We start from the raw sequence: 26,871 nt of genomic DNA, 5'->3' as shown, positions 1-26,871 counted from the left end.
CGTAGGAGTCGGGCCCGTATCTCAGTGCCCGTGTGGGGGATCAACCTCTCAGCTCCCCTATCGATCGTCGCCTTGGTAGGCCGTTACCCATACCAACTAGCTAATCGAACGCATGCCCATCTTCAACCAATAAATCTTTAACAAATAGTACAATGCTGTACCCCTGTGTTATGCGGTATTAATCCGGGTTTCCCCGGGCTATCCCCCAGTTGAAGGTAGGTTGCATACGCGTTACGCACCCGTACGACGGTGACATTGCTGCCCCCTCGCCTTGCATGTATTAAGCCTGCCGCTAGCGTTCATCCTGAGCCAGGATCAAACTCTCCATTGTAAATTTTGTTGTGGTCTCTCTTATCGCTAAGAGGACCGAATCTTCTTAAACGAACTTTCTTTTTGCTCTCTTCATCATGTCAAAGAACGTTGCTCTGAATCTTTCAGAACTAGTGGTTTCGCCGTCTGCGCTACCGTTGTTCCCGATTGGGAGTGCAAAAGTGCAGGCTTTATTTTTAATACGCAAGTACCCGGCGAAAATATTTATCAACTTTTTTTGAGAAAATTCCTAACCGGTTCATAATCAGAAGTGACCGATCAAAAATTATTTTAAAGATTTTTGAAATACTCTATCACATGCATTTTCAAAAGCGCTTCCTGCTTCAAAATGTCTCCCACAGGCAATGCGCGCTCCAACTTGTAATGTGGCCATCCTTCTTTATCAATATGCTCTAATGAATAATAGGAAGACAAGCTTAGCACCTTACATATCCCTATGTGCATCAAATCCTGTTTTTGTTCTTTTGTAAACCTTTTCGCACCTTGTCCCAACTCCTGAACGCCAATCAAAAACAAAACGCCATTGAGATCTCCGGGCTTCTTACCTATTAACTCTTCCAGTTTGTCCAGCAAATGCTCCCACTGCGCTCCGAGTGGCTGATCTTCGATATTCATATATATAATGTTACAATTCTCTGTCTGAAATAAACCGTCAAATCTACTTTGACGTTCTCAGTATACAATACAATTTGGGAAACGCCTCTTTCAGAACTTTTGAAACAAATAATGAAAGAATGCTTTTAATGGTTTTTCCTAACTTTGGTTTTTGCTGTAATCAGATCAATAAATTGGATAAGCATAATATTTTGAATCAAAACGAATATTTGTCAACGCTCAACGAACCTCAACGGGAGGCCGTTTTGCATGGTAATGGGCCTTTAATGATCATAGCGGGTGCTGGCTCAGGAAAAACGAGGGTCCTTACTTACCGCATTGCCCATTTGATTGAGAATGGCGTTGACCCGTTCCGTATTCTTTCGCTGACATTTACCAATAAAGCTTCGGGAGAAATGCGGCACCGGATCGAGGGAGCAGTTGGAACGGAGGCGCGAAATATCTGGATGGGCACATTTCACTCCGTATTTGCAAAAATCCTGCGGATAGAGGCGCGTTACCTGGGTTACACAAGCGACTTTTCGATTTATGATACCGATGATTCCAAGTCTCTTTTGCGCAGCATTATAAAGGAATATAACCTCGACGATAAGGTTTATAAGGCCAATGTTGTTTTCAACCGGATTTCGGGCGCTAAGAACAGGCTGGTTTCAGCAGACGATTATCTTGCTAACCCAATAATCCAGGCGGATGATGAAGCGGCGAAGATGAAAGAGATCGGCCGGTTATACAAAACATATGTCATGCGCTGCTTTCAGGCGAATGCGATGGATTTTGATGACCTGCTTTTTAACACGAATGTCCTTTTTCGCGATTTTCCTGATGTACTATATAAGTACCAGCACAAATTCCAGCATGTGATGGTGGATGAGTTTCAGGATACGAACGTTTCGCAGTATCTGATCACAAGGAAACTCTCCGCTGTTCACCGGAACATCGTGGTGGTTGGTGACGATGCGCAAAGCATTTATGCATTCCGCGGCGCCAATATTGAGAACATTCTGAATTTTGAAAAGGACTTTCCGGACGTAAGGGTCATCAAGCTGGAACAGAATTACCGTTCAACAAGCACGATTGTGAATGCTGCCAATTCTGTCATCGCCCGTAACAAGGCCCAGTTGGAAAAAAGAACATTTACAGATAATGAAGAAGGTTCATTAATAGATGTCATAAAAGCAGGATCAGACAATGAAGAAGGCCGCTTAGTAGCGACGGCAATTTTTGAAGAAAAAATGTCGAAAGCACTGCGAAATGAAAATTTTGCTATCCTATATAGGACTAACGCACAGTCGAGGTCATTCGAAGAGGCCTTGCGTAAACTTGGAATAAAATACAGGATTATTGGCGGACAATCTTTTTATCAAAGAAAAGAAATTAAGGATCTGCTGGCTTACCTGCGTTTTACAGTCAACCAGCGCGACGAAGAAGCGTTCAAACGCATTATTAACCTTCCTAAAAGAGGCATTGGCGACGGAACAGTGGCGAAAATTGCCGTTGCCGCTTCTGAAAATGGCATAGCGATCTGGGAAGTGGTTGCAAACATTGGCAAGTACGCCAGCGGGAGGACCATTACGCCGATCGAGCAATTCGCGACTTTAATCAAAAGCTTTAAAATCCTGGTCGAGGAAGGCAAGGATGCTTATGAGGTTTCCGCCCACATTGCGAAGACTTCCGGAATCTTGCGAGAATTATATGAGGACAAAACGGTGGAAGGACTTTCGCGCTATGAAAACGTCCAGGAGTTGCTGAACGGGATCAAGGAATTTGTGGATAATGAAGAAACCGAAGACAAAACATTAAGTGCTTTCCTTCAATCCGTTTCCTTATTAACGAATGCCGACGAGCCGGACGATAATAATGATAACGACCGTGTTACCATGATGACCATTCACTCCGCGAAAGGTCTGGAATTCCGGAATGTATTTATAGTAGGTTTGGAAGAAGATCTTTTTCCTAGCCAGATGATGCTCGAAAGCCGCCAGGATCTGGAAGAAGAACGGAGGCTGTTTTATGTGGCCATCACGCGAGCCGAAAAGAAACTTTCCTTTTCATATGCAGAAAGCCGTTATCAGTGGGGAAGATTGAAAATGTGCGAACCGAGCCGCTTTCTCCTCGAAGTTGATCCTCATTTCCTGAATGTATCCAATATGCTTCACGGAGCGCCTACGCGGGAAAGCGTTAGCCCGGTTACGTCCTTTGCCAGAAATTTAACCCAAAGAAAACCTGCTCCCACACCTTCCAGCACCACAGTTATACATACGCCGTCCGAACATTTTGTGCCTAGCGACACTTTTGACTTAAAAGAAGGTGACAAGGTGGAACATTTAAAATTCGGCTTCGGAGAAGTAACAAAAATGGACGTAAATGGCACAGACCGGAAAGCAACCGTTAATTTTAATCTTGTCGGGGAAAAAACTTTGTTGCTAAGCTTCGCCAAGCTCCGAATTCTGAAATAAATCGCTTAGCATGATTATAGTATGTTTGTCGCCAGCTTTATTGGTTTTACCTTCCCACACTACATTAGATTTTTAACTAAGGCCATACCCTAAAACTTCACCATTAAACAACAGTTAATATGTTTATTGAAAAAGACATTATACAGATAAAAGACCGCGGAAGCGACATTACCACAGTAGAAGAACAAGTTAATTATTTTGTAAACGGATTCCCTTTCCTCCAACTCTCAAAAGCAGCCACTGTTGGCGATGGCATTATCCGCCTCACAGACGACCAGATTGCAACTGTAATCAGTGAATTTGATAAAAGTGCTTCCGAAGGAGAAATCGCACTCTTGAAGTTTGTTCCTGCATCCGGCGCCGCAACGCGGATGTTCAAATCGCTATTCAGCTTTTTACAGGACGACAAAAAGGATAAATCTGTTGAAGAGTTTTTTACCAAATTGAAGGATTTCGCATTTTATGAGGATTTGAAAACTTCGTTAGCTGCGGACGGTAACAACATTGAAACAGCTGACGAGAAAACAATTGCCTCTTACTTCCTGACTAACAAAGGATTAGGTTACGGGGAGTTGCCAAAAGGCCTTCTCAAATTCCATAATTACGCAGAACGTTCCAGGACGCCCTTGGAAGAGCATTTAGTGGAAGGAGCGAAATATGCCAATGCCGGAAGCAATGTTCAGATCCATTTCACGGTTTCGCCTGAGCACCGCGATAAGTTTGAAAAACTGGTTGTAGAAGTGCTGCCGAGTTACCAAAGCGAGTTTGGCGTGCGTTACATCGTTTCGTTTTCAGAACAAAAAAGCTCCACGGATACGATTGCCGTTAATCTCGACAACACGCCGTTCCGTGAAAAAGATGACAGTTTATTGTTCCGACCAGCTGGTCACGGAGCATTGCTGGACAATCTGGGTCAACTGGATGCAGATATTATTTTTATCAAAAATATTGATAATGTTGTTCCTGACCGAATCAAGCAAGACACAATCACATACAAGAAGGCGCTCGCAGGAATTGTTTTAAGTTATCAAAAACGCATATTCGCATATATCGAAAAACTGAAAAACCAGGCTAATGCACCATTACTAAGCGAGCTGGACTCATTTTTCAGAACAGAACTATGCGTTGTACCGCCAACAGACTTCGATTCGTGGTCTGATGACCAAAAAGCGATTTACTTTCAAAAGAAACTGGACCGGCCTTTGCGCGCTTGCGGGATGGTGAAAAATCAGGGAGAACCCGGTGGTGGCCCGTTTTGGGCAGAGAATGCGGACGGTTCTTCATCCTTGCAAATTGTAGAATCTGCGCAGGTGGATGTGGATGATGAATCTCAAAACAGCATTTTCAAGAACTCAACGCACTTTAATCCCGTGGACCTGGTTTGCGCGGTGAAAAACAGCAAAGGCGAATTGTACGATCTGAAAAAATTCCGCGATCCCCTTACTGGCTTCATTACAGGAAAATCCAAAGATGGTAAGGAGCTCAAAGCGCAAGAATTGCCTGGATTATGGAACGGCGCCATGGCCGATTGGAACACATTATTTGTGGAAGTGCCGCTTATTACGTTCAATCCGGTGAAAACGGTAAATGATCTGCTACGCGAGCAACATCAATAGATTGCAATGCATACCAAATAAAAATCGCCGGATTTCCCAATCCGGCGATTTTTATTTGTCAATATTTTATGCAAATCAAGGGATCGGCAACACTTTGCTTTCTTTAAATGTTGAAAGGATCACCATCGTTTGTGTGCTGGCTACTTCTTCAATTTCATTTATTTTTTCAAGCATCAATTTCTGATATGTGCTGATATCTTTTGAAATCACTCGCAGGAGGAAATCTCCGGTTCCTGTAATATGATGACATTCTATAACTTCCGGAATTGCATGTATCTTTTCAACAAAAGACTCTGTAACTGCTTTTCTGTGTCCAACCAGGGAAATCTGCACAAATGTGCTCACGCCCAGGCCCACTTTCTCAGGCTCCAATTGCGCATGATAGCTTTTGATAATTCCTGATTGCTCTAGTTTTTTGACACGCTCCAAAGTCGGTGCAGGCGACAAGCCTATTTCTTTGGACAGTTGTGCGTTGGTTATTTTAGCGTTCGTTTGTAAGATCTCCAGTACTTTACGGTCTATCTGGTCTAACTTAATAATGGCCGACATTTCTCTATGACTAAGGTTTTATATTGCCCCTTTTTTAGGACGCTGCAAAACTAATTAGTTTCCCGAAGAATCTTACAATTATATACTGAAAATTTGTCAAAAAAAAGAATTATCGTAGGCAAAAACAGAATTTAGTATTGGATTATTAGGCTTTTCGTAATTGTAACCCTTTGCATTCAATCTGTTTACACTGCGTAAGTTTCGATTTTTTGCAGAAAATCCTGATAAGTAACCGCTATTCCGTTTTCCAATTCCACTCGATGTTTCCACCCAAGCGCATGCAGCTTGCTCACGTCCATTAACTTGCGCGGCGTGCCATCAGGCTTGTCTGTATTCCAGTGAATTTCTCCCGAATAACCAGTTACACGCTGGATCATCTCTGCAAGGTGCTTTATAGAAACGTCTGCTCCCACGCCCACATTCAGGAAACCTGCTTCGTCATAATTCTGCATTAGGAAATAGCATGCATCAGCAAGATCATCGGCATGTAAAAACTCTCTTAACGGAGATCCTGTGCCCCAAAGCTCCACAAATGGCTTGTTTTCCTCTTTCGCCTCATGGAATTTGCGGATCATTGCCGGAAGCACGTGGGAATTATTCAGGTCGTAATTATCATTAGGCCCGTAAAGGTTTGTAGGCATCACGGAAATAAAATTGCAGCCATATTGTGCACGATAAGCTTCGCACATTTTTATTCCGGCAATTTTGGCAATCGCATAAGGTTCGTTGGTTGGCTCCAAAAGTCCGGTTAGCAGCGAATCCTCATGAAGCGGTTGCGGCGCCAGTTTTGGATAAATGCAGCTGGAACCCAAAAACATCAGCTTTTTGGCGTTTGTCCGGTACGCACTGTCTATGACATTGTTTTGGATTAACAAATTATCGTGCAAAAATTCCGCCCGGTAAATATTGTTGGCCATAATGCCGCCGACTTTTGCTGCCGCCAAAAAAATATATTCTGGCCGCTCTGTTTCAAAAAAGTTTCTGACGGCGCTTTGATCACGCAGATCCAACTCAGAAGAGGTCCTGAGCAGGAAATTATCAAATCCTTCTTTAACTAATTTACGGTGAATGGCTGACCCCACCATCCCGCGATGTCCGGCGATATAAATTTTAGCACTTTTTTCCACTGCGTTTTTTTAAATTTGTGCGTTGATAATCAATATAGAAATAATCAATTCGTTACAAAAGTAACAATCTTGCTCTGAAGAAAAATTCAATACACATGCAAAGAGTCATTCTTTTCTGGTCCTTTTTCGCTCTCATTCTGGCTGAAACGGCACTGGGGCAAACGGAACAAAGCAAAGAGACACCTTCCTGGTTGCCAAAAGAAACAGTTAAGAAGGATACAGCCAGCCGCTCCAAAGGACTTAGATCATTTGTTTCCGGCCTGGATCCCGTTGTGGGCGCTTCTGTTCCGGGCGCAAATGGGAAATCTACAAGCCTGTCGACATTGTTCGGCGAAACTATTCCAGATCTTGGTTTAAAAGTTAAAGAGTTTAAAAGTCAAAAGAAAGACCGCAAAAGCAAAAAGGAAAAAGCCAAACTTGCAAAGGTGCAATATGAAGGCATTCCTATGCAAAGCATGTCTGTAAAATACGGAAGCGGGGACCGGGCTACCGTCGAATATTTCCACGTTTTGAAGGAATACAAGCCCTTGAATGCTTATGTACGCGCCGCTGATACGCGCTGGTATGACAAGAAAGGCAAGAAATTGAGCTCTGCACTCATTAAGGAAAAGGAACAAGCACTGCCGCTGCACGGATCTTACAAAAAATACAGCGGAGAAAACCTGATCGAGGAAGGCTTTTACTACATGGGTGCGAAAGATGGCCGCTGGGTAAAATATGATACCAAATTTAACCTCATCGACAAATCCATCTGGGAACGCGGATTTCCTGCCGAATCGCGCATAACCTATTATGATTCAGCGCATAGCCAGATTAAGGAAGTGTTGCCGGTCATGTTTGGACAGGTTGAGGGCGAGTATATGCAATTTTACAAAGAAGGCCAGCTTGCAGTTAGCGGCAAATACGATGGTGGTGCAAAAATCGGTCGCTGGGTTGAATATTACCAGTTCCGTCGTCAGCGTAAAAAAGAAATCCAATATCCGAAATCGGGCTGGGACGAAGAATTTGAACCATTTGTGCTGAGGGAATGGGATGAAAAAGGGAAACTTCTTTACGATTACACCAAAGATCCGCGTGCCTCAGCGGAAGAGGAAACCGAAAATTAAAGCCTTCAATGGTTGAAAATCCTCTATCACCTGCTTAATTAGCGTGTTGGATTCCCGGCACGAATGAATTGAAATATGTTTTTGACTCTCCTAGGCTTCATCCGGAATAAAATCTGGCTGGCATTTTTGTTTTGTATCGTTCCCATTATTATTTATATCTGGGTTTTTAAGTCTATTGCACTGAATGTCAATTACGTAGCTTTCGACGACATCCTGGTTTTCGGCATCATTCCAGAGTTTGAAAACGCAACCTGGCCCGAGCGTTGGAAACTCCTTACCACCCTATTTCCCGAGCACCGTCTTGTTTTTTCCCGCTCGGTCATTCTGCTATTCTATGACATTTTTGGCCGTGTCAATCTAGTCTGGCTGATGATCGTCGCCAACATTTGCTGGGGATTGTGCGCCTTTATTTTTTACAAAGCATTTAAAAAACTGCATCTTTCTATCTGGTATTTCGTGCCCGTTTTATGGCTCTGGTTTAACATTCAGTCTTACGAAAATATCTTCTGGGGCGTCAGCTCGCTTTGCAATTTCGGCGTCATCCTTTTTGTGCTTTCTGCACTTTATTTCGCTGCTTACCATCCAAAACGCGTTTTTATCAGCCTGCTTTTCGCTGTTGCCGCCACATTCACCTATGGAAATGGCTTAATGGTTTTGCCCGTTATCGCATTCATATTCCTCATCACCGGCCGCCGTAACCAGTTTTTCACAACAGTGCTTTTCACAGCATTTGTAGCACTGATTTATTTTCTTGATTTTACACCTATCACACAAAACCTCAGCTTTTCCAATCCGCAGCAGGTTAAGGAAGGATTTTTCGGATTATTTGGCTTCATCGGCTCCATTGCCACATTAAGCGCTTACAGCGTTCCCCTTTCCACCATGTATATTGCCTCAGCATTCGGCATGCTGCTGGTTATTGCATTCATTTTTTTATATCAAAAACAAATATTACCCCTTTGGGATGCTGCGTGGTTGAAATCGAAATACAGCAACCGGACAGCTATTTTTGCGCTTTCTATTCTTATTTTTATTGGCATAACCACCCTTGCGCTCACCTATAAACGCATCCCAACAGACACGTTTGCCGGGATGTTCAAAGGACGTTACCGGATGTATTCAACCATGTGCTGCATTGCTTTGTACTTTGCTTTTCTAAGTCTGAAAAGCAAGCATTCCAGGGTTCGGCTTTCCCCAATATTGCTCGTAATGACCGTCGTTCTGAATCTGGTCATTCTGCACAGCAACTTTGCGGAAGCTGTAAATTACCGCCGTTCGGCTGTTTCTCAGGAGTTCAATGCGCGCTATAATGCAGACTGGCTGGGCATCAGGATGTTCTCCATGGATCAGAAACATTTTGAAAAAATAAGGGCGTATTACAATTCAGCTGACCCGCTGGCAGAAGACTGGGATCCGAGGATGATTTCGAATGAAATTGCTTGCGACAGCACGTACAACCCGGATTTGATTACGAAGTCAGGCAATTATCTGACAATCAACTTTGAACAGGATTTTTTCAAACCAGTAAAAGATTATTCCGATGGCGCTTATGTGATTTTGAAATCAAAAGATCACGTTTACTCTTCTCCGCCCAATCAGTCCGCAGTGCCTTTGAAAACCACGCTGCGCCGCGGAATGTATTTTAATAAAGGCGCTTTCGCCAGCTTTCACCTGGCTACGATCGAGCCAGGGACTTATTCGATCTATTTGTTAGTAAGGAAAAACGGAACAAACAGGATTTTCTGCACCGGAAAGACCTGGGACGAAGCTGATTAAGCTTAAAACTTGTCGTGTAAACCTGTCAATATCCGCTCCAATTCTTTTCTGATCTCACCACTCGGGCGCGTGAAATTGTTGTTCATGAAACTAAAAACCAGCGTCTTGCCCTTCTTCGTTAGTAAAAAACCACTCAAACTATAATTGTTGCTCAAACTTCCGGTTTTTGCGAAAACGAACGGCTGATCGCTTTTGAACAAATTGTTCAATGTTCCCGACCTGCCGCCAACAGGCAGGATTTGAAACAACTTTTCCTGAGGCACTTTTTGGTGGATCTTTTGAAGTAATGCGGTGATTGTCCTGGGTGTGAACAGATTGTAACGGCTCAACCCCGAGCCGTCTTTCCAGACCAGCTTATCCGGTAAATCGCTCATATGATGCTCAATAGCATGTGCTATAGCCTTTTCCGTGTTTAACGGAAGGCCATTTGCCGACGCGTAGATCAACATCAGCTGCTCCGCCAGCATGTTATCGCTCACCTGCATCATCCGTTTGTATAAGGAGTCGGAGGGAATGCTGTTTATTTTTTGCAGCTCAATTTCCAACGGAATATTGATCAGCTTGATTTCTTTTTTCAATGTGTCGCTTAGCAGCTGAACGGTCACCGCATCCGTCATGCGCACCGGAACGTCCTGGATAAGTCCTTGCGGTACACCCAATTTTGAATGATGGAATAAATTCTGCGATTCGTCCCGCTCAATGCCCGAAGCGGCTGTGTCCAAAACCATCGCCTTGTTCCAGTAAGCCGGCGAAACCTGAAATCGCTCGGCATTCTCATCCTGGGACGTATTTCCTGAAAAGCGAGCAATGTTGCCGTAAACCGGCAGCGGAGAAACTTCCGGCTGGTAATAATCATTATAATCGCCCCACGCCCAACCGGGACCGAAGCGCTTGTTTTCAAAGTTATTCGGTGTGAAAAATATCGGCTCTTTTCTATTTTTTAAAAATTGAAAAACCTTACTTTCTGGTAAGTCCGGATGTAGAAGTGACGGGTCGCCGGTGCCGCGAATGATCAGCAATTCACCCCATTCCAGATATTCCAGACCGGGAATCGAGTCGCCGAGCGCGCACAAACCGGCATAGTAACTAAATAACTTTGTATTGGATGCGGGATTGTAATATTTGTTGCTCTGATAAGCCGCCAGCTCTTTTTTCTCCCCGAGGTTCTGGATAGAAATGCCCGTATGTTGCTGACTGAGGACTGCGGAATTTTTTAATTCTCGTTTTAAATAATGGGATACCGAGCAACCTGAAAGCATTAAAACACTAACAAAGAAGATAAGCGTGCGCATGGAGTATAGTTAGAATTATAGTGGCAAAGGTAACATTTTACCACATTCAATGATACAGCGCATGCTGTTCGCGAGCCTTTTGATTTTTGATCACCAGAAAATAATGGTCTTCCAGCGGCACAACCTTATCTTTTTTTAAATCAAAGGAAGACAGGCAGTTGGCATCGGCAAAAACGTATTTGGCATTCTCTGTTTTTGTGGTCAATGACAAAGAGTGATATCGCTGCAAGTAAGTGTGAATGTCGGCGTCGTGATAAAGGTTCTGGCAAATCCCGATCGTGGATGCGCGGGCAACATAATGTTTCAATTCTTTGGCGTTGGCAGCCATTTCATTATGCTCTATGTTCGTCAGTTTGATAATTGTAAACGTCCAGCAGCACACAATCGCAATCGAGAAGCCTGCAACCGTTAATTTTGTTTTTATCAATGTTAATGCATGTATTTTCTCCACAAAAAGCGCGGCGAAAAAGATGGCTACAAACGGCAAAGATGGCAGCAGATAATGTGGATACTGTTTGATACTCACGAGCATAGGCAATATTGCGGAGCCGGCAATGAGCAGCGTAAGCTGGCAAATTCTTGTCGTTCTTTTGCTTATGGACATTTTAATGTTGTAAGAAGCGCTGATCAAATACAGCCCAACCAACATGGCAAGATGCGGATAAACATTGCGAAGCAGCTCTTTGACCAAATAAAAATGAGCCGTAAATCCTTCACCCGCTTTTTCTCTTTTCTGCAGCAAAGCCTGCACAACCTGCCCTTGAAAATAGGTTTTCAGAAAAGTAAATGCAGGTTTATAAAGCAGAACCAACCCTAAAACGAATGTAAATGTGACCAGGACAATGGCCGTGGTTTTTACACCCGATTTAAACCACGAATGATCGTAAACTATTACATACACCATTGTAAATGCTAACGGATACAACCCTACGGGGCCTTTCGTGAGGCAGGCCAGCACAATGCAAATCCCCGCAAGGACAGGAAAAATGTAGTTTCGGGGTTTAAAAAATAATTTACTTTTAAGGAAAACAAGCTGAAAATAGCATGATAACAGGCAGAAAATGGCCATGGTGCTATCCAGAAAATTATTTGGAATACTATAATAAACCGTCACAACCGCATACCAGCACAGAATGGGTAACCATGCATATTTTGCCAGATCAGGTGTTTCCTTAAACAATTCACGCCACAATTTTGCGATGAGAAGTATGGAAACTATCAGCACCAGAAGGTTATAAATGTTCTCCACCGCAGTGGAATCGCCTATTAACCTGAAAAGAATGGACTGCATTCCAAATTGAAGCGGCGGATGGCCGAAGAAGAACGGGCCATTATCATAGGGTAACCAAAAGGATTCTGCAAAATAAGGTTTCCAAAAAGAGCCGATGCCCATCGCCATATTGCGCGCAATGGAGGCATAGGCCAGCCCATCCATAAACATTGTGTCGTCGAGCGACCTGGGTAAAAAAGTGATCAGGGTGAAACTGATAGTAAATATCCACGGAAGATATCGCTCAAGTGTTGAGTTACCAGGGATCATGACGTTGAGTAAAATTTGGTGGAATTTACGATTTTATCAAACGCAAATGCACAATTCTTTACATAACGAACATTATGGCCTTACTTTGTATCCCATTACGACGCACTACAACATAACTGATGACTGATCTTCACGCTGTCCTGAAGCAATATTGGGGTTACGACACCTTCCGCCCTTTTCAGGAGGATGCGATAAAAGCAGTTCTTAATGGCATTGATACCCTGGTTTTGCTGCCCACAGGCGGCGGCAAGTCTGTATGCTTTCAGGTGCCTGTGCTGGCTATGGAAGGCGTTTGCATTGTGGTAACGCCTTTGATCGCATTGATGAAAGATCAGGTGGAACAGCTCAAACGCAGATCCATTTCCGCAGCCGCCATCCATTCCGGTATGAGCAAAAACGAGATTGATATCACGCTTGACAATTGCATACACGGTCATACAAAATTTTTATACGTCTCTCCCGAAAGGTTACGGACCGACATAATGGTCGCGCGGGTCAAACAAATGAACGTTTGCCTGCTCGCTATTGACGAGGCGCATTGCATTTCTGCGTGGGGTTATGACTTTCGGCCTGCTTATCTTTTGATCTCGGATTTCAGAAAAATAATTGCAGGCGATACGCTGGCAAACGGCAAACGTCCCGACGTTCCGGTAATGGCTCTAACCGCAACTGCCACCGAGGAGGTAAGGGCTGATATCCTGGAAAAGCTCGAAATGCGAAATGCGCGGGTTTTCAAGCAGTCTTTTGCACGCGCAAACCTCTCCTACTCAGCTTTTTCCGAAGAAAATAAAGAGCGGAAATTGCTTCAAATCTTAAAGAATGTTTCCGGAACGGCCATTGTATATGTGCGCACAAGAAAACGTACGAAGGAACTGGCGGATTGGCTTAACCGACAGAGCATTAGCGCCCAAAGTTACCACGCCGGCTTGCCCTTTCGGGAACGAAGCGACCGTCAGACAGCCTGGATTAAAAACCAGGTCAGGGTTGTGGTTGCTACCAATGCTTTTGGGATGGGAATTGATAAGCCGGATGTGCGCGCGGTAATTCATTTCGATCTGCCGGATAACCTGGAAGCCTATTATCAGGAGGCAGGCCGGGCCGGACGAGATGAACAAAAAGCATATGCCGTTGCTCTTTTTACAAAAATAGATCTGGAAGAACTCTCTGAAAGTGTGGAAAGAAAATATCCGCCGACCGAAGTTTTAAAAAGGGTTTACCAGGCGCTTGCCAATTACTACAAACTCGCCGTAGGCGGAGGTGAATTTGCAAGCTTTGATTTTGATATACAGGAATTTACAGGAATATTCGGACTGGCAGTAAATGAAACACATTACGCCTTGAAGTTGCTCGAAGAAGAGGGTTTTATTCAACTCAGCGAAAGTTTTAACGATGCTTCCAAAATCCATTTCCTGGTTGATAATCGCCAATTATACGACTTTCAGATACGTTACCAGGAAATGGATTCGTTTATCAAGGTAATTCTGAGGATGTATGGCGGAGAACTCTTCACAGAATATGTGCGGATTTCGGAAAATGAGTTGGGCCAGATTTATTTCGCGCCGGAAAATGAAGTTGTCAGAAAGTTGAAATTCATGCATGAGCGGGAAATCATTGATTACGAACCCAGAAAAAGCAAGCCGCAACTCACTTTCCTGACGCCCCGATATGATGCTGCATTATTGCCGCTTAACGTTTTTGAAATAGGGCAAAAAAAGGACCGGGATATTAAAAAAGCGCGCGCCGTTGCACATTATGCATCCCACACGCGCATTTGCCGGACTTTGCTTTTATTAGAATATTTCAATGAATTCGACGCGGAAGAATGTGGAGTTTGTGACATTTGCATTCGAAACAGGAAGCATGATTTGGCTGAAAACCCGGACCTGGAAACAGCGGTGGTCACATTTCTAGGCCAAAACGGCCCGGCAACGCCTAATGAACTAGGCAAAGCATTTGAGGCAGTTCAGGAAAACGAATTTTTACAAACATTACAACAATTGATCAAAGAGGAAATCGTCCGGTATGATATAACCGGGAAGCTGTCCTTGACTAACAAAACTCAACATTGAAAAAAACAGTCCTTACCTTCGCACTATTCCTTGGCATTTTATCACAAGCTGCTTACGCACAGCAAATTCCCGGGCTGGAACTAAGCAATTACGGAGGCCTTTACCGGGCCACGCGCAATCCGTCAGTTCTCGGCGGACCCAAACACAAATGGCAGATCAACATTGGAACACTGGGCGGAAGCATCAATTACCGGTATTTTAATTTTGTGGGCGAAAATTCATTGCTGTATCCGCTACTGATCCCACATTCCACCAAAGAATTATACGGCCGCTCCCGAACAACCGGCTCCCTGCTAAATGATGACCCCATTTATACAGTCAGTGAAATCCGCTGGCCGTCTGCTATGATTTCCATTGGTAAATATCAGGGCCTCGCATTACAATTCAGGACGCGCGGATTTGTAACAGGCAAAAACCTCCCCGACCCTATTCAAACTTTATATTTCCATAGACTTGATACAGGCAGCACGCCACCGACGGACCAGGCGTGGGGAAATTTTAATCTTGTGCAGCAAAGTTTTTCGGACGTGAGTGTTTCCTATGGTGTGCAATTACTGGATCTTGAAGCGCATAAATTACGAATTGGCGTGACAGGAAAACGCGTTTTTGGTGCCAGAATCGGATATTTAAATGGTTCAGCAGATCGTTACAGTATTCGTCCGCTGGCTGGCGCCGATGAAACCAGCGAGCTGGTGATCCAGAATTTCGCTTACGAAAGCGGTTACAGCAACCCCAACAAGAAAATGCGGATTTCGAATCTTTTTAATTCGGATCAATACGGCTCCGGCTGGGGTTATGACCTGGGTTTTTCCTACGAGCTCGGCGCTTATTGGGGTAAATCAAAAGAAGTTTTCGATGAAAGCCCGGAATATCTGGTGCGACTTTCGGGATCATTAACCGATGTAGGCTCCATTCGTTATAAAACGACGCGCAGTAAGGTGAGCACAGGACGTGAGGCGCAAGCTGTTGTTGGCCAAAAAGAATTAGAGAATGTCAGTGACCAGGGTCCGGAAGGTTTTATGACGCTTTTCCCGTCTGAAAACGATACTACTTTTCAAAAACGCGTGCAGCTGCCACAAGCGTTTCATCTGGAAGCGGATATTCAATTAGTAAAAGGTTTTTTCCTGAATTTATCTCAAACGAAGCGCTATAAACCCCGAAGTGGTGAATATCTGGATCTTAATCAGCTCGACGCATTTACCATTACGCCGAGATTTGAAGACGAAGATTCTGATTTTTCTTTCCCCATTTCATTCATTAAGGGGAATAATCGTCCGTCTATTGGCGCGGTTGGCCATTTTGGGCCGGTTTTCTTAGGATTTAGCAATGTGAATGGCTTGTTGAAAAAAGGTGGGGCCAGAGGCAGCATGGTTTATTTAGGCTTTACTGCCTGGAAATTAAACAGGAAAAAAGATGCGGAATGATCTTTCATATATATGAAAAAATCTACGCTCTTCTTCATCCAACTTTTTTTGCCCTTTGTGCTGTTTGCACAGCACCACGACCACGACCACGCAGCGCAGCCGCAGACAAAAGCTGTGGAGGCCCAACCCTTACTGGCGCAAGCATTGCGGTTGCAAGAAGCACTTACATTCTCAGGAAATGCATTAGCGCCAGATGACACAAAGAAACTGAATGCTTTGCGCGACAAGCCTTTGACGCAAGAAACGGTTATTGAGATACAAAAAATTTTCGATCCCTATTGCCTTAATATAGTAGATATAAACCCCGAAGGGCGTGTGAAAGTGCTAAGAGGAGCTGCAAAGGCAACATTAGTGCAGGGTGGTTGGACAGGTTTTTTGGTAAGAATAAATAATGACGCCGGCATAACCGCCAAGCTTGTCGCCGAAAGCCCCAATGCGGCAAAACCTTATCACTCCCCGTCTTTTGAACCCAAAGTCAAGAAAGAACACGAACTGACGCCCGGTCAAACTGCAAACCGGTTCGCGGAAATTCAAATGTATACCAAACCGCCTTTGCAGGAAAATCTTACGGGTTTGAAGCTGGAATACGCAACTGTCCAGATTTATTCCAAAGATGCCGGCCAGCGTGATATAGAAGTTGCTTACAATGTTGGTCAGGGCTCACAGGACCTTGGTTTCAGGAATTCCACACACATTCTTTTTAATGTAAAAGCTGCTGTAAAAGTGAAGTTCAATGTCAAAGACGTCGATGGTAAACCCACGATGGCTTCCTTCCTTATCACTGACGGCCAGGCGCATGCATCGGGAAAGTTTTCAGGGATTTATCCGCTTCCGTCCCGACGCGTTGCTGCATCCGACACATATCCCGATTTTTTCTTCCAACCCCAAATTTACCGCGCTGATGGTGAACATGTTATGCTGCCTGCGGGTAAATATCAGGTAAGTTACACCCGCGGACCCGAGTACTTGAAGCAAACCAAAGAGATCATTGTTCCGGAAAATAGGGATTCGGTAACTGTTTATTTCGAGCTAAAACGCTGGATACAAATGACTAAGCTGGGCTGGCACAGTGCGGATCATCACATTCATGCAGCAGGCTGCAGCCATTATGATAGTCCTACCGAAGGCGTTGATCCAAAGGATATGTGGCGCCAGGCATTGGGGGAAGACCTGAATCTGGCTGCTAATCTCGCCTGGGGACCAAGCTGGTATCATCAAAAAACGTTTTTTACGGGGAAAGACCACCCGCTGTCCGACAAAAAGAACATTATGCGCAATGATGTGGAAGTTTCCGGCTTCCCATCCTCACATTCCGGGCATATTGTGCTGCTAAGGATTAAAGAGGACGATTATCCCGGCACCACACGCATTGAACAATGGCCTAGCTGGACTGCGCCCGTGCTTTCCTGGGCCAAATCGCAGGGCGGCGTTGTGGGATATGCACATTCCGGCTGGGGTTTACAGCCATTGGAGCCTACGGACAAGCTGCCTAACTACATTGTCCCGAAAATGGATGGAATTGGTGCTAACGAATATATTGTTACAGTTACAAATGATCTGGTTGACTTTTTCAGTGCCGGTGACACGCCGGCTCCGTGGGAACTGAACATGTATTACCACACATTAAACTGCGGTTTTCGGCCCCGGCTAAGCGGTGAAACCGATTTCCCCTGCATTACAGATGCGCGCGTGGGCCAGGCAAGGAGCTATTTCAAGCCTGTCGGGCCGTATAGTTATGACAATTATGTAGCAGCTATCAAATCAGGCAGAAGTTATGTTTCGGATGGAAAATCGCATATTATGGATTTTTCAATCAACGGAAAAGAGGCTGGCGTGGGTGATAGTGAGGTTGGCATCAAAGCCAATGAAACCGTTAATATCTCAGCGAATGTAGCCGCCTATCTTCCTGAAAAACAGGATGCAGCAGGCGAAACGATCGCGAAAACCTCTATCATTTTAATGCCCTACTGGGACATTGAGCGTGCGCGGATTGAAAAATCGAGGAAAGTTAGTGTCGAATTGATCGTAAACGGAGAGGCCGTTGATACGACGGAAATTAATGCAGACGGCACCGTAAACAATGTGAAATTCTCCTATAAGCCTGTTAAATCGGGTTGGGCGGCTGTCCGGGTTTATCCAAGCTCACATTCAAATCCGGTGTTTATAAAGGTGGACAACAAACCTGTTATAGAGAAAAAAAGCGCGGAATGGTGCCTGGCGACATTGGATCAATGCTGGAAAATGAAGGAGCCAAACATTCGTGCGGAGGAAAAGAAGGCGGCAGAAGCAGCTTATGACGAGGCCAGGAAGAAATATCAGGCGATCATTTCCTTTTAAACATCGCCCCAATCCGGCTGAACATTCGCTTTTCAAATTCCCAAAAGAAGTCGAATTTCCCCCAAATCCAGCCCCATGCAAGCAGGATAACCTGATATAGCGGTAAAATAATGACGATATTGACCGTCCAGCGCAGCCAGGTTGGTGACTCTGACGTTAAGCCTATCAAATAAAACAAGCCCCGTTTGGCATACAAAACTGAAAACCCCGTACATGCGAAAACGATCAGAATGACTAATACATCCCAACCGTTTCGAACATTCCAGCGCTCTTTCAGTTTTTCTATCATGAGCAGAATTTATTCATAAAGAAAATCCAAATGCTCTGGCTTGATTTCCTCATTATCCAATGACAAGAATTCTTCCCAAAACGGATCATTAGGAACGCCCGCCTTACAAATGATGGGCTCCTTTTTCACGGGATGCTCAAAATATAACCTGCGTGCATGGAGATTAATGTTGTTATCACGATTTCCCAACGGGTAACCATATTTTACATCACCCCGGATCGGGCAGTTCATGGAAGCAAGCTGCACGCGGATCTGATGCGGGCGGCCTGTAACGGGTGTCACTTCCAACAAATGAAATTTATTGATCTCCCCCAGCCAGCGGTAAGATAGCTCCGCACGCTGCGTGCCGGGTTTTTCGTAATCGTAGGCCGTTGTCACGTTGCGGGACTCGTCTTTGGAAAGATAATGTACCAATTTCCCCTTTTTCTCAGCAGGACGGTTCTTAACAACAGCCCAATAAGTTTTCTGCACATCGCGTTTACGGAAAATTTCATTCATCCGCTCCAGCGCCTTGGATGTTTTTGCAAATACAACGAGTCCGCTAACCGGCCTGTCCAGCCTGTGCACCGTGCCCAAAAACACCGCGCCTGGCTTTTGATATTCTTCCTTAATGTATTCTTTCACCATATCGAGCAGACACTTATCCTTTGTCACGTCTCCCTGCACCAAAATGCCAGGCTCTTTATTGACAATGATAAGGTGATTGTCTTCGTATATGATCTGAAATGGTCGCTTTGCCATATAATTTGTTCTTTACTTTTAAAAAGGTCAGTACGATTCCTGCTCATTCGGGAACGACTTACCTTTTACGTCTTGTATATAATTCGATATCGCATCTGTCATGACGCCGTTCAGATCTGCATAGCGGCGTAAAAACCTGGGCTTAAATGCTTTATTAATGCCCAAAAGATCATGCAAAACCAAAATCTGACCGTCTGCATGCGGCCCCGCTCCTATCCCGATCGTCGGGATCGTTACAGTCTCAGACACTTGTTTGGTAAGTTTGGATGGGATTTTTTCCAAAACAACCGAGAAACAGCCTACTTCTTCCAGCATTTGCGCATCTTCAACTAATTTCTGCGCCTCCGCCTCTTGTTTCGCACGCACAGTATAAGTCCCGAATTTATAAATGGATTGCGGTGTAAGCCCCAAATGCCCCATTACCGGCACTCCTGCGCTCAATATGCGGGTGATCGAATCTTTTATTTCTAATCCGCCTTCCAGTTTCACAGCATGCGCCCCCGATTCCTTCATAATCCGGATCGCAGAATTCAATGCTTCACGTGAATTTCCCTGATAGGATCCAAAAGGCAGATCCACTACAACCAATGCTCGTTTTACAGCCCTTACCACGGATGTTGCGTGGTAAATCATTTGATCAATCGTAATTGGCAAAGTAGTTTCGTGCCCGGCCATTACATTGGAAGCCGAATCCCCTACCAGGATCAGCTCTACACCGGCCGCGTCCACAATGCCTGCCATGGAATAGTCGTAGGCAGTAAGACAGGAAATTTTCTCCCCACGAGTTTTCATTTCCTGAATGATGTGAGTAGTAACGCGCTTTATATCAGGAGTATGGATTGACATAATCTAGGATCAAAATGAGTAAATAATAAATTCCCCGAAACTTCGGCTTACCTGTGGATCAGCCAGCTTTCAGGATTGAGCCGTGACGTATTTTTCCAGATCTGGAATTGCAGTTCGGACGTGCCATCACTGTCTGTGGCCACTCTGCCGATATTTTCACGGGCTTTCACTTTTTGTCCGGCCCGCACCGTAACGCCGTTCATTTTTGCATAAATAGTCATGTAATTACCATGCTGGATCGCAACAACATTGCCCATTCCAGGCATTTCGGTTACATCCAGCACCACGCCGTCATAAACCGAGCGAACCGGCTCCCCGGCTGTCGTTTGAATGTCAACACCCAGATTATCAACCATTACCCCCTTTAACACAGCATGTGGACGCTGACCAAAATGGCCTGACACAAATCCTTTTACCGGCCAGGGCAATCTGTTTTGTGAGGCGGTGAATGACGATGCAAGGGTTGTTTCCTCTTCACTCATCCCACCTGAGGTTACAGGCGCTTCTTCCTCAGGTTCTGCAACAACAGCCGCTTCACCTTTCTTCTCTCTTTCAGCGTTTTCACGTGCAAGTCTTTCTCGCTCAGCCTTTCGTCTCGCCTCTCTCTCTTCCCGCTCTCTACGCTCTCGCTCGATACGCTCGCGTCGCTCCCGTTCTGCAATGCGGCGGATGTTGGCTTCCAAAAGGTCCGTAGCGCGCTTATTCTCAGCAATTTGCTTCCGAAGCTCCACCTCTTTTTGCGAAAGCTCCTGAATTACTTCATTTTGTTTCGTTTTCAGACCTTCCAGCTTCGTATTCTCGGTCACACGTGTGTTCAGAACCGTTTTTTGCTGGTCTTGCTTTACAGTAATGCGCCTGCGCTCTGCCATCAGCCGGTCTTGCACAATCTCCATCTCCTTAACCTGTCCCTGCCGCGCTTCTGTATACTGTTTTAAATACTTGTATCGCAGCACAAACTGGTTAAAAGTCCCGGAGGAAAACAGGAAAACCAATTGATTGAAGTAGACGTTCCTTTTTGAAGCCTCGTAGATCATGTGCCCGTACTCCGTTTTCAGTTTGGCCAAACTGCTATCAAGCGTCTGCCTTTTTTTCTCAAGAACCCGCAATTCCTTATTGAGCAAGTCCAGATCATCTGAAAGCAGGTCTATTTGCTTTTTGTATGTATTAATTTGCTGGTTAAGCGCCTTCAATTGGCCAAGGTTAACATTCTTCTGAGAAGCTGTCTGGCGCAGAATGCTTTGGATTTCCTTGATTTTATTTTGGTTTTCGCTTTTCTCCCGTTCGAGCTGTTCACGCGTTTTCTGCGCGTGGGCACCCAGGGACGCACAAAAGATGAACGTTAGCAGTAATAGTAAGCGACGAAAATACGGTTTTTGAAAGGGCATACAGTTAATTCTTGCGGCCAAAATTCCTGGAAAAGGCAGGCAAAGTTAAGCAGACTTAGGGTTTTTGACCCTATGATCTCCAACTCACCCCCTGATTTTTACCTTTTTCGCTTATAGGAAGCCGGTACATTAAACGGAAATCCAGGATTTTCAGTAACCAGATCAACTTTACTATGCTTTATCCGCATAGTGGTTTGATTTATCTGCTGGTCTTTCTGTGACTTAACATTCAGGTCGATGTGGCTTGTGAAAGGAAAAAGAAAGCTCCTTACATCCTTGAAATCCGAGTAATCCAGCGTAAAAGTATTTTGCGTGGGAACCTCCGTCGCTTTAAGCCGCGAGAGTTTCAGATTGCTCTCGCCGATATAATTATCCACTTCCAACCGCTCCACGATCTGTTTGAGCACATAAAACTCATTTTCTTTCACAAAACGCGAATCCGGCTGCTGCGGAAATGGTAGGTTACCCACAATCACAGACTGCAAAAGCGCGAAATTCAAATCGAAATTATACTTTTTGCTGAGCTGCTCATAACTGAATACGAAGTAATCCTTATGGATTTTATCCATGAATACGATAGAATCAGGGGTAATTAATCCCCTCGCCACTTCAAACCCAACACCCGTCACAGAAAGCCAGATAATACTGTCCTTCTTCATCCGAATATTAATGGTTGTGTTATCAAAATCCTGCGATTTGCTTTTGAAATCGACTTTTGACTTGGCTACTAAATAATCAAATGAAATGGAATTGACCTTAACAGATCCCGGCTCGTCTGCAGCAGAAGAATCCGCCGACTTTACAGACGAAGAATCCGTCGTTGCAACAGCGGCCAACGAATCTGCTAAATCCGGAGCCGCGATAACCAGGGAATCACTGGGAATGGGATTATTGTTTTTGGAGATACGCGGTTTGTGGCAGGCCGACAAGCAGATCAAACTGATTGCGACTGTCCAAACCGTAATTTTATTGCTCATGTAATGCACCTGTTGCTATTTTTTTGTCAAGAAGTTCGGTTGTTTCGCCCATACTTTTGGCTTTTTTCCATTGCGCAACAGCATTGTCACGCTCGCCAAGTTTGAAAAGTACGTCACCATAATGCTCAACAATCGTGCCACTTACACTGCTGGTGTCGACCATGGCCCGTTCCAAAAACTCCTTTGCTTTTTTATAGTCCTTCCGCACATATAGCACCCAGGCGTGTGTATCGAGGTAAGTAGGATTATCCTTATGTTCCTGAACGAGCTTGGCAGACATTTTTAGTGCCAAATCAAGCTTCTCTCCGCGCAGAGACAAGTAATAGCTATAATTATTTAAAACATAATCATTGTTGGGATTGTCTTTTAACGAGAGCTCGTAAGCCGCATCAGACTTCTCATGATCGCCCAGGCCATTGTAAGCGTCGCCCATCTGTGCATGGATAACCGGGATCAGTTCGGGCTTGTCGCCAATCAGTTTCAGGCTTTCCTCAAATGACGACAGTGCTTCTTTAAAATTTTTCTTCGCCAATTGTGCCGTGCCATTGGAATACCAAAAAATGCCCTGATTCGGAAAAATCTCCAGTGCTTTTTCAGAATGGACAAGCATGCTATCTACCTGATTTAGATCGCCATCAAGCTGCAATATGGCCCCCCAAACCTGGAAAACCGAGCCATCGATCCGAGCTGCTTTTGCATACAGGTCGCGCGCCTCGGCTTTTTTATTTTGCCGCATAAGCAGATCTGCGTAGATGACATTTGTGCGGGACTCGTTGGGGTGCGTTTCGTAAAGCTGTTTGGCCAGTTCAATGGCCTCACCAATTTCCGCCTCTGTTTTGAGCATGGTTAAATAACCTGTCAAAACACGTATTTTGGGGTCTGAGTCGAGATTAGGATTGGCGAAAACCAGTTTGAGTTCCTGATTACATTTCTGAACGTCGCCATTTCTACGGTAGATGTCTGCCAGCAAAACATGCGCTTGTGCTTCGTCCGGATTCACTTTGAGTGCTTCCTCCAGAGGAGCCACCGCTTCTACAATCCGCTCGTTGGCTATCAGCATTTCGGCTAATTCTACGAGGTAACTAACTTCACCCGGTTCTGCAGCGATCAGTTTTTTGGCTTCTCCAAGGGCTTTGTCAAGGTTATTTTGTCTTAAATAAAGCTGTTCTTTCTGGTGCGTAATTTCTTCTGTTACTCCCAGGGATTTTTCAAGAACATTATAAGTTTCAATGGCCTTATCGAACTGATCATTAAACACATACACAGCTGCCAGCTCAACGCCGTACTGAATGTTGCCTGGACTTTTTTGCAAAAGCTTTTCGTAAATTTCTGCGGCCTCCGGATATTTCCGGCGCTTTGCATACAACTCCGCCAGCTGCTGGGAATAGTAAATATTTTCCTTATCAAGGTCAAATGCTTTTTTTGCCGAAACAATGGCGTCATCATACTTTTCCAGCTTAACGAGCGCCGTAGCAAGCAAATAGTGGCTGGCCGGATCATTTCCGCTGCTCTGAACAAGTTTTTGAAAAACAGGAAGTGCGCGGTCGGGCTCGTCCTTCATCATGAACTTCATTCCTTCCGTTGCAAGCGATTCCTCTTCCAGCCGCAGGCTTGTCGTTTCCGATTTTTCCGGTTCTTTTTCACGTTCCTTACCGCGTCGCTGCGCTTGTACATTTTGCGTTACAAACACACTCGCAATGAGGCAGATAAGCAGGGTCCATTTTATATATTCAGTCCTCATATTTCTATCTAAACAGGGTCAGATCCGAAGACGTGACAGGTCATTTAAACTTAAAAATCAAAGTTACCAATTTTTTTGTCTGTATGATTTGTCCGCTCAACAGGCCAAATAAGATTAGTAACGTTCAAAAGCCGGTATTCTTGTCTGAAAATCAACGGAGCCGGAAAGTTTCACAAACTCGGTTAATTACTTCAAAGCCGCTATTAATCAATTGAATACAATATTTTTCCAAATCCCGGAATGCCGGATGTACTTAACGCTTCTGCACGGATATCTATATTTGTCACCGCATCTGTATTAAAATACGCAAATCTGGCTTTACCTTGCTTGTTAGTCCTCAACATCGGTGCCCAAAATACAGTTGATCGGTAGTCCGGATTTACATTTTGCGGCCTGTTAACCTCGTAAGTCGGAGCATAAAATTCTTTTGGCACATTAAAGCCGGCTATTTTCGAAACCAGCACACCCGGCACAACATCCTGCGAGTAATCATAGTTTTCATTCCCACGTTTGGTCAAAATTGAAATTACCCCGTTGCCTCCACGGCTTCCGAAAATAGCTGCCGACGGGCCTTTCAAAACATCGATCGACTCCACATCAAAAGTGTTCAGATTAGAGATCATGTCCTTGTCCACCGGCATACCATCCAGAACAAACAGCGGCTCACCGCGATTTCCCCGGATAAAAACCGAAGCATTCATTCCGGACCCAATCACTTGAACGCCAGCTACTCTGCCCGCAAGAATGTCCAGAATGCTTCTTCCCCCTGATGCCATTTGCGTTGTAACTTTGATGGAAGCGTCCGCGGACCCATATAATTTTCTCGGATCACGCTGCACTTCTTTCTTTCCCTTAATGGTTACTTCCTGCAATAACCGTTCCCGGTTTTCGCGTATTTTCCGTGCTATTTCCTGGTCTTGCTCAGCTCTTTTTAAGAACTCTAAAAGTTGCTTCGCATCTACGGTTATCGGGTAAAAAGGCGCTTTCAGTAATGTCGCCCTGGGCGCATCAAAAGGGTCAAGCCTAAAAGAAAGGTTTGCATTTCCTTTCTTATTCATTCCCTGGAGCCGAATCTTCAGGGAATCGGCAAAGACGAGGTTATATATCCCAAACCGGCCATTTGCATCCGTTTCGGAGGTCATGAAAGTGTTCAGGCTATCATTGCTTAAATACATGGAGAGCATTACCTTTTCGCTAAGCTTTTTATTATTTCGCTTTACTTCGCCTTCCAACGTAATACCTTGTTCCACATATCGTTGCGGAACGGAAAGTGAGTCGGCAAACACATCTTCCCATTTAAAACGAGTCCAGCCATGTGTCATCATCAGATAATCCATGTGAATTTTCCGCTCGGACTTTGTCGGATCAAAATAGTAGGCAGGCTGCTCGACAAAACCTTTCAGATCTGACGAAAGCAGGAGATAGGAAGCAATATTTTCATCATTAGGCTGCTGCAATATCTGCCCTGCATCGGTTACCGCAACTGAAACATTTGCTTCAACCGGATTGCCGGCGGAATCGGTAACCGCGATTTCTACCTCCGTCTTTTCACGCGGCTTGTAAGTGGTTTTTGCGGGAGCAATTTTAACATTAAGGCTCCTGTTATGATTAATAAAAACCAGCCTTTCGCTCACCGGCTTACTTTGTTCATCGAAGAGCGTCAAATGCGTGATGCCATCGGGTAGTTCTGTGGTTGGAAGATTTAGCATCAAGCCTTTGGCGGTGACTTTGCCTTTCGCAACGAATGCTACAATGCCTCGGGAATGGCCCACGATATGTATGCCTGATTCCTGTTTGCCCGGCATTTTAAAATAAACAATCACACGCATTTTCAATGGGTTAGAAAGATTGTCTACGATCATTGCATAGCCGCTTTCCATCACTTTCGGAAAATCGAATCTGGAAATTTGCCCATCTTTTCCTTTCGCAAATGCACTGTAAACTTCTCCTGATTTCGGCTCAAACTGGAACCGTCCCATGCCAAGATGATCGCTTTTGTAAAAAGCCACAGTATCCTTGCTTTTATCAAGAATAAAGCCGCTCACATCGTATCCAAGGCCATTTCCGCCTACTGCTTTAAATGCAACGCGCGTATTTACGCCTGCAACAAGCTGACCGCCCTCAGGAAAGAATTGTAAGTCAACCGCAATAGGAGTAGCAGGTTCAGCAATATTCTCAGGATCAAACAGATATATGTTTTTTTGGAAAAAATAATCCGCTGAGAAATTACGCATCCAATTGGTATATGCCCTTATCGTGTAAGCTCCTTTTGCAATTGAATCCGCGAGCACGATTTCACCATGTCCAATGCCGCCTGACAACTGTACGCGGCGCAAGGCCACATTCTTGCCTGTCCGCTGTTCGATCAGATCGACATATAACAAGTTGCTGGCGCTGTCTGCAAGGTGCAGCGAGCCTTCCACGAGATAGCTTTTAAACCAAAGCGTATCGCCGGTCGTGTAATAGGGCTTATCCAGATGCAGATATGCCTTTTCTTGCGGAAAAACCCTTCGGTAATCAAGCAATTTGGCAGCAATGCGTTGAGTAAAATCATCATCAACCCACTGAAAACCAGCCAACAGCAGCAGGAGTAAGGGAATCAGGCCTTTTTTCAAAACTTTGTTGATCCATGGCATATTTTCAATTTTAAAATGG

Annotated in this window: 19 protein-coding genes and 1 rRNA gene; 7 read left to right on the top strand and 13 right to left on the bottom strand. The window is 44.7% G+C overall.

Annotated elements, in window-relative coordinates:
• Nucleotides 1-331: ribosomal RNA gene (locus tag B5X68_RS27065) — 16S ribosomal RNA — on the bottom strand; the annotation flags it as partial.
• Between the two features lie 269 nt (nt 332-600).
• Nucleotides 601-945 (bottom strand): hypothetical protein, encoded by a 345-nt coding sequence (locus B5X68_RS27060; protein WP_082217895.1) that lies wholly within the window; start codon nt 943-945, stop codon nt 601-603.
• Between the two features lie 191 nt (nt 946-1,136).
• Between B5X68_RS27060 and B5X68_RS27055 the strand changes: the two genes are divergently transcribed.
• Nucleotides 1,137-3,401: an ATP-dependent helicase gene (locus B5X68_RS27055; RefSeq protein ID WP_082217902.1), complete on the top strand. Its 2,265-nt coding sequence runs from the start codon at nt 1,137-1,139 to the stop codon at nt 3,399-3,401.
• A 119-nt stretch (nt 3,402-3,520) separates the two neighbouring features.
• Nucleotides 3,521-5,017, top strand: coding sequence for a DUF4301 family protein (locus tag B5X68_RS27050; protein ID WP_082217894.1), 1,497 nt, complete (start codon nt 3,521-3,523; stop codon nt 5,015-5,017).
• A gap of 75 nt (nt 5,018-5,092) precedes the next feature.
• On the opposite strand, the gene B5X68_RS27045 is transcribed toward B5X68_RS27050, so the two are convergent.
• Together B5X68_RS27045 and B5X68_RS27040 are read right to left on the bottom strand one after the other, a co-directional pair.
• Entirely contained in the window at nt 5,093-5,566 is a 474-nt protein-coding gene (locus B5X68_RS27045; RefSeq protein ID WP_015813234.1) for an Lrp/AsnC family transcriptional regulator, read from the bottom strand.
• Between the two features lie 185 nt (nt 5,567-5,751).
• On the bottom strand, nt 5,752-6,693 hold the full coding sequence (locus B5X68_RS27040) for a GDP-L-fucose synthase family protein (RefSeq protein ID WP_082217893.1): 942 nt from the start codon (nt 6,691-6,693) through the stop codon (nt 5,752-5,754).
• Nucleotides 6,694-6,788: 95 nt separating this feature from the next.
• Between B5X68_RS27040 and B5X68_RS27035 the strand changes: the two genes are divergently transcribed.
• A complete protein-coding gene (locus tag B5X68_RS27035) occupies nt 6,789-7,799 on the top strand; it encodes a toxin-antitoxin system YwqK family antitoxin (RefSeq protein WP_082217892.1) in 1,011 nt (336 codons plus the stop codon).
• A gap of 75 nt (nt 7,800-7,874) precedes the next feature.
• Nucleotides 7,875-9,575, top strand: coding sequence for a hypothetical protein (locus tag B5X68_RS27030; protein ID WP_082217891.1), 1,701 nt, complete (start codon nt 7,875-7,877; stop codon nt 9,573-9,575).
• A 2-nt stretch (nt 9,576-9,577) separates the two neighbouring features.
• Here the strand turns inward: B5X68_RS27030 and dacB are convergent, their stop codons facing one another.
• Together dacB and B5X68_RS27020 are read right to left on the bottom strand one after the other, a co-directional pair.
• Nucleotides 9,578-10,867: a D-alanyl-D-alanine carboxypeptidase/D-alanyl-D-alanine endopeptidase gene (dacB, locus tag B5X68_RS27025; protein ID WP_082217890.1), complete on the bottom strand. Its 1,290-nt coding sequence runs from the start codon at nt 10,865-10,867 to the stop codon at nt 9,578-9,580.
• A 46-nt stretch (nt 10,868-10,913) separates the two neighbouring features.
• A complete protein-coding gene (locus B5X68_RS27020) occupies nt 10,914-12,407 on the bottom strand; it encodes an ArnT family glycosyltransferase (RefSeq protein ID WP_082217889.1) in 1,494 nt (497 codons plus the stop codon).
• Nucleotides 12,408-12,526: 119 nt separating this feature from the next.
• Between B5X68_RS27020 and B5X68_RS27015 the strand changes: the two genes are divergently transcribed.
• The 3 genes from B5X68_RS27015 to B5X68_RS27005 are packed head-to-tail and all read left to right on the top strand — an operon-like array spanning nt 12,527 to nt 18,237.
• Nucleotides 12,527-14,476: a RecQ family ATP-dependent DNA helicase gene (locus tag B5X68_RS27015; protein WP_082217888.1), complete on the top strand. Its 1,950-nt coding sequence runs from the start codon at nt 12,527-12,529 to the stop codon at nt 14,474-14,476.
• Nucleotides 14,473-15,900: a DUF5723 family protein gene (locus B5X68_RS27010; protein WP_082217887.1), complete on the top strand. Its 1,428-nt coding sequence runs from the start codon at nt 14,473-14,475 to the stop codon at nt 15,898-15,900. Before B5X68_RS27015 ends, B5X68_RS27010 begins: the two co-directional genes overlap by 4 nt.
• A gap of 12 nt (nt 15,901-15,912) precedes the next feature.
• Nucleotides 15,913-18,237 (top strand): CehA/McbA family metallohydrolase, encoded by a 2,325-nt coding sequence (locus tag B5X68_RS27005; RefSeq protein ID WP_170916744.1) that lies wholly within the window; start codon nt 15,913-15,915, stop codon nt 18,235-18,237.
• Here the strand turns inward: B5X68_RS27005 and B5X68_RS27000 are convergent.
• From B5X68_RS27000 to B5X68_RS26970, 7 genes are all read right to left on the bottom strand, one after another.
• The gene (locus B5X68_RS27000; RefSeq protein WP_082217886.1) at nt 18,224-18,526 is read right to left on the bottom strand and encodes a DUF6787 family protein; all 303 of its coding nucleotides are present in this window, start codon (nt 18,524-18,526) and stop codon (nt 18,224-18,226) included. The two genes, B5X68_RS27005 and B5X68_RS27000, sit on opposite strands and share 14 nt — an antisense overlap.
• A 9-nt stretch (nt 18,527-18,535) precedes the next feature.
• Nucleotides 18,536-19,267 carry an RluA family pseudouridine synthase gene (locus B5X68_RS26995; protein ID WP_082217885.1) on the bottom strand — a complete coding sequence of 244 codons (732 nt, stop codon included), beginning with the start codon at nt 19,265-19,267 and terminating at the stop codon, nt 18,536-18,538.
• A 27-nt stretch (nt 19,268-19,294) separates the two neighbouring features.
• Entirely contained in the window at nt 19,295-20,113 is an 819-nt protein-coding gene (gene panB, locus B5X68_RS26990) for a 3-methyl-2-oxobutanoate hydroxymethyltransferase (protein ID WP_082217884.1), read from the bottom strand.
• 47 nt (nt 20,114-20,160) lie between these two features.
• The gene (locus tag B5X68_RS26985) at nt 20,161-21,498 is read right to left on the bottom strand and encodes a murein hydrolase activator EnvC family protein (RefSeq protein ID WP_082217883.1); all 1,338 of its coding nucleotides are present in this window, start codon (nt 21,496-21,498) and stop codon (nt 20,161-20,163) included.
• Between the two features lie 98 nt (nt 21,499-21,596).
• Complete coding sequence (lolB1, locus tag B5X68_RS26980; protein ID WP_082217882.1) at nt 21,597-22,475, bottom strand: lipoprotein insertase outer membrane protein LolB1; 879 nt, start codon at nt 22,473-22,475, stop codon at nt 21,597-21,599.
• Nucleotides 22,465-24,216: a tetratricopeptide repeat protein gene (locus B5X68_RS26975; protein ID WP_082217881.1), complete on the bottom strand. Its 1,752-nt coding sequence runs from the start codon at nt 24,214-24,216 to the stop codon at nt 22,465-22,467. The genes lolB1 and B5X68_RS26975 overlap by 11 nt, the downstream gene beginning before the upstream one ends.
• A 203-nt stretch (nt 24,217-24,419) precedes the next feature.
• A complete protein-coding gene (locus B5X68_RS26970; protein WP_082217880.1) occupies nt 24,420-26,852 on the bottom strand; it encodes a TonB-dependent receptor plug domain-containing protein in 2,433 nt (810 codons plus the stop codon).
• Between the last annotated feature and the right edge of the window lie 19 nt (nt 26,853-26,871).

The sequence above is a fragment of the Dyadobacter psychrophilus genome (assembly GCF_900167945.1).
Lineage (GTDB): Bacteria > Bacteroidota > Bacteroidia > Cytophagales > Spirosomataceae > Dyadobacter > Dyadobacter psychrophilus.
This window is presented reverse-complemented; position numbering and strand designations above follow the sequence as displayed.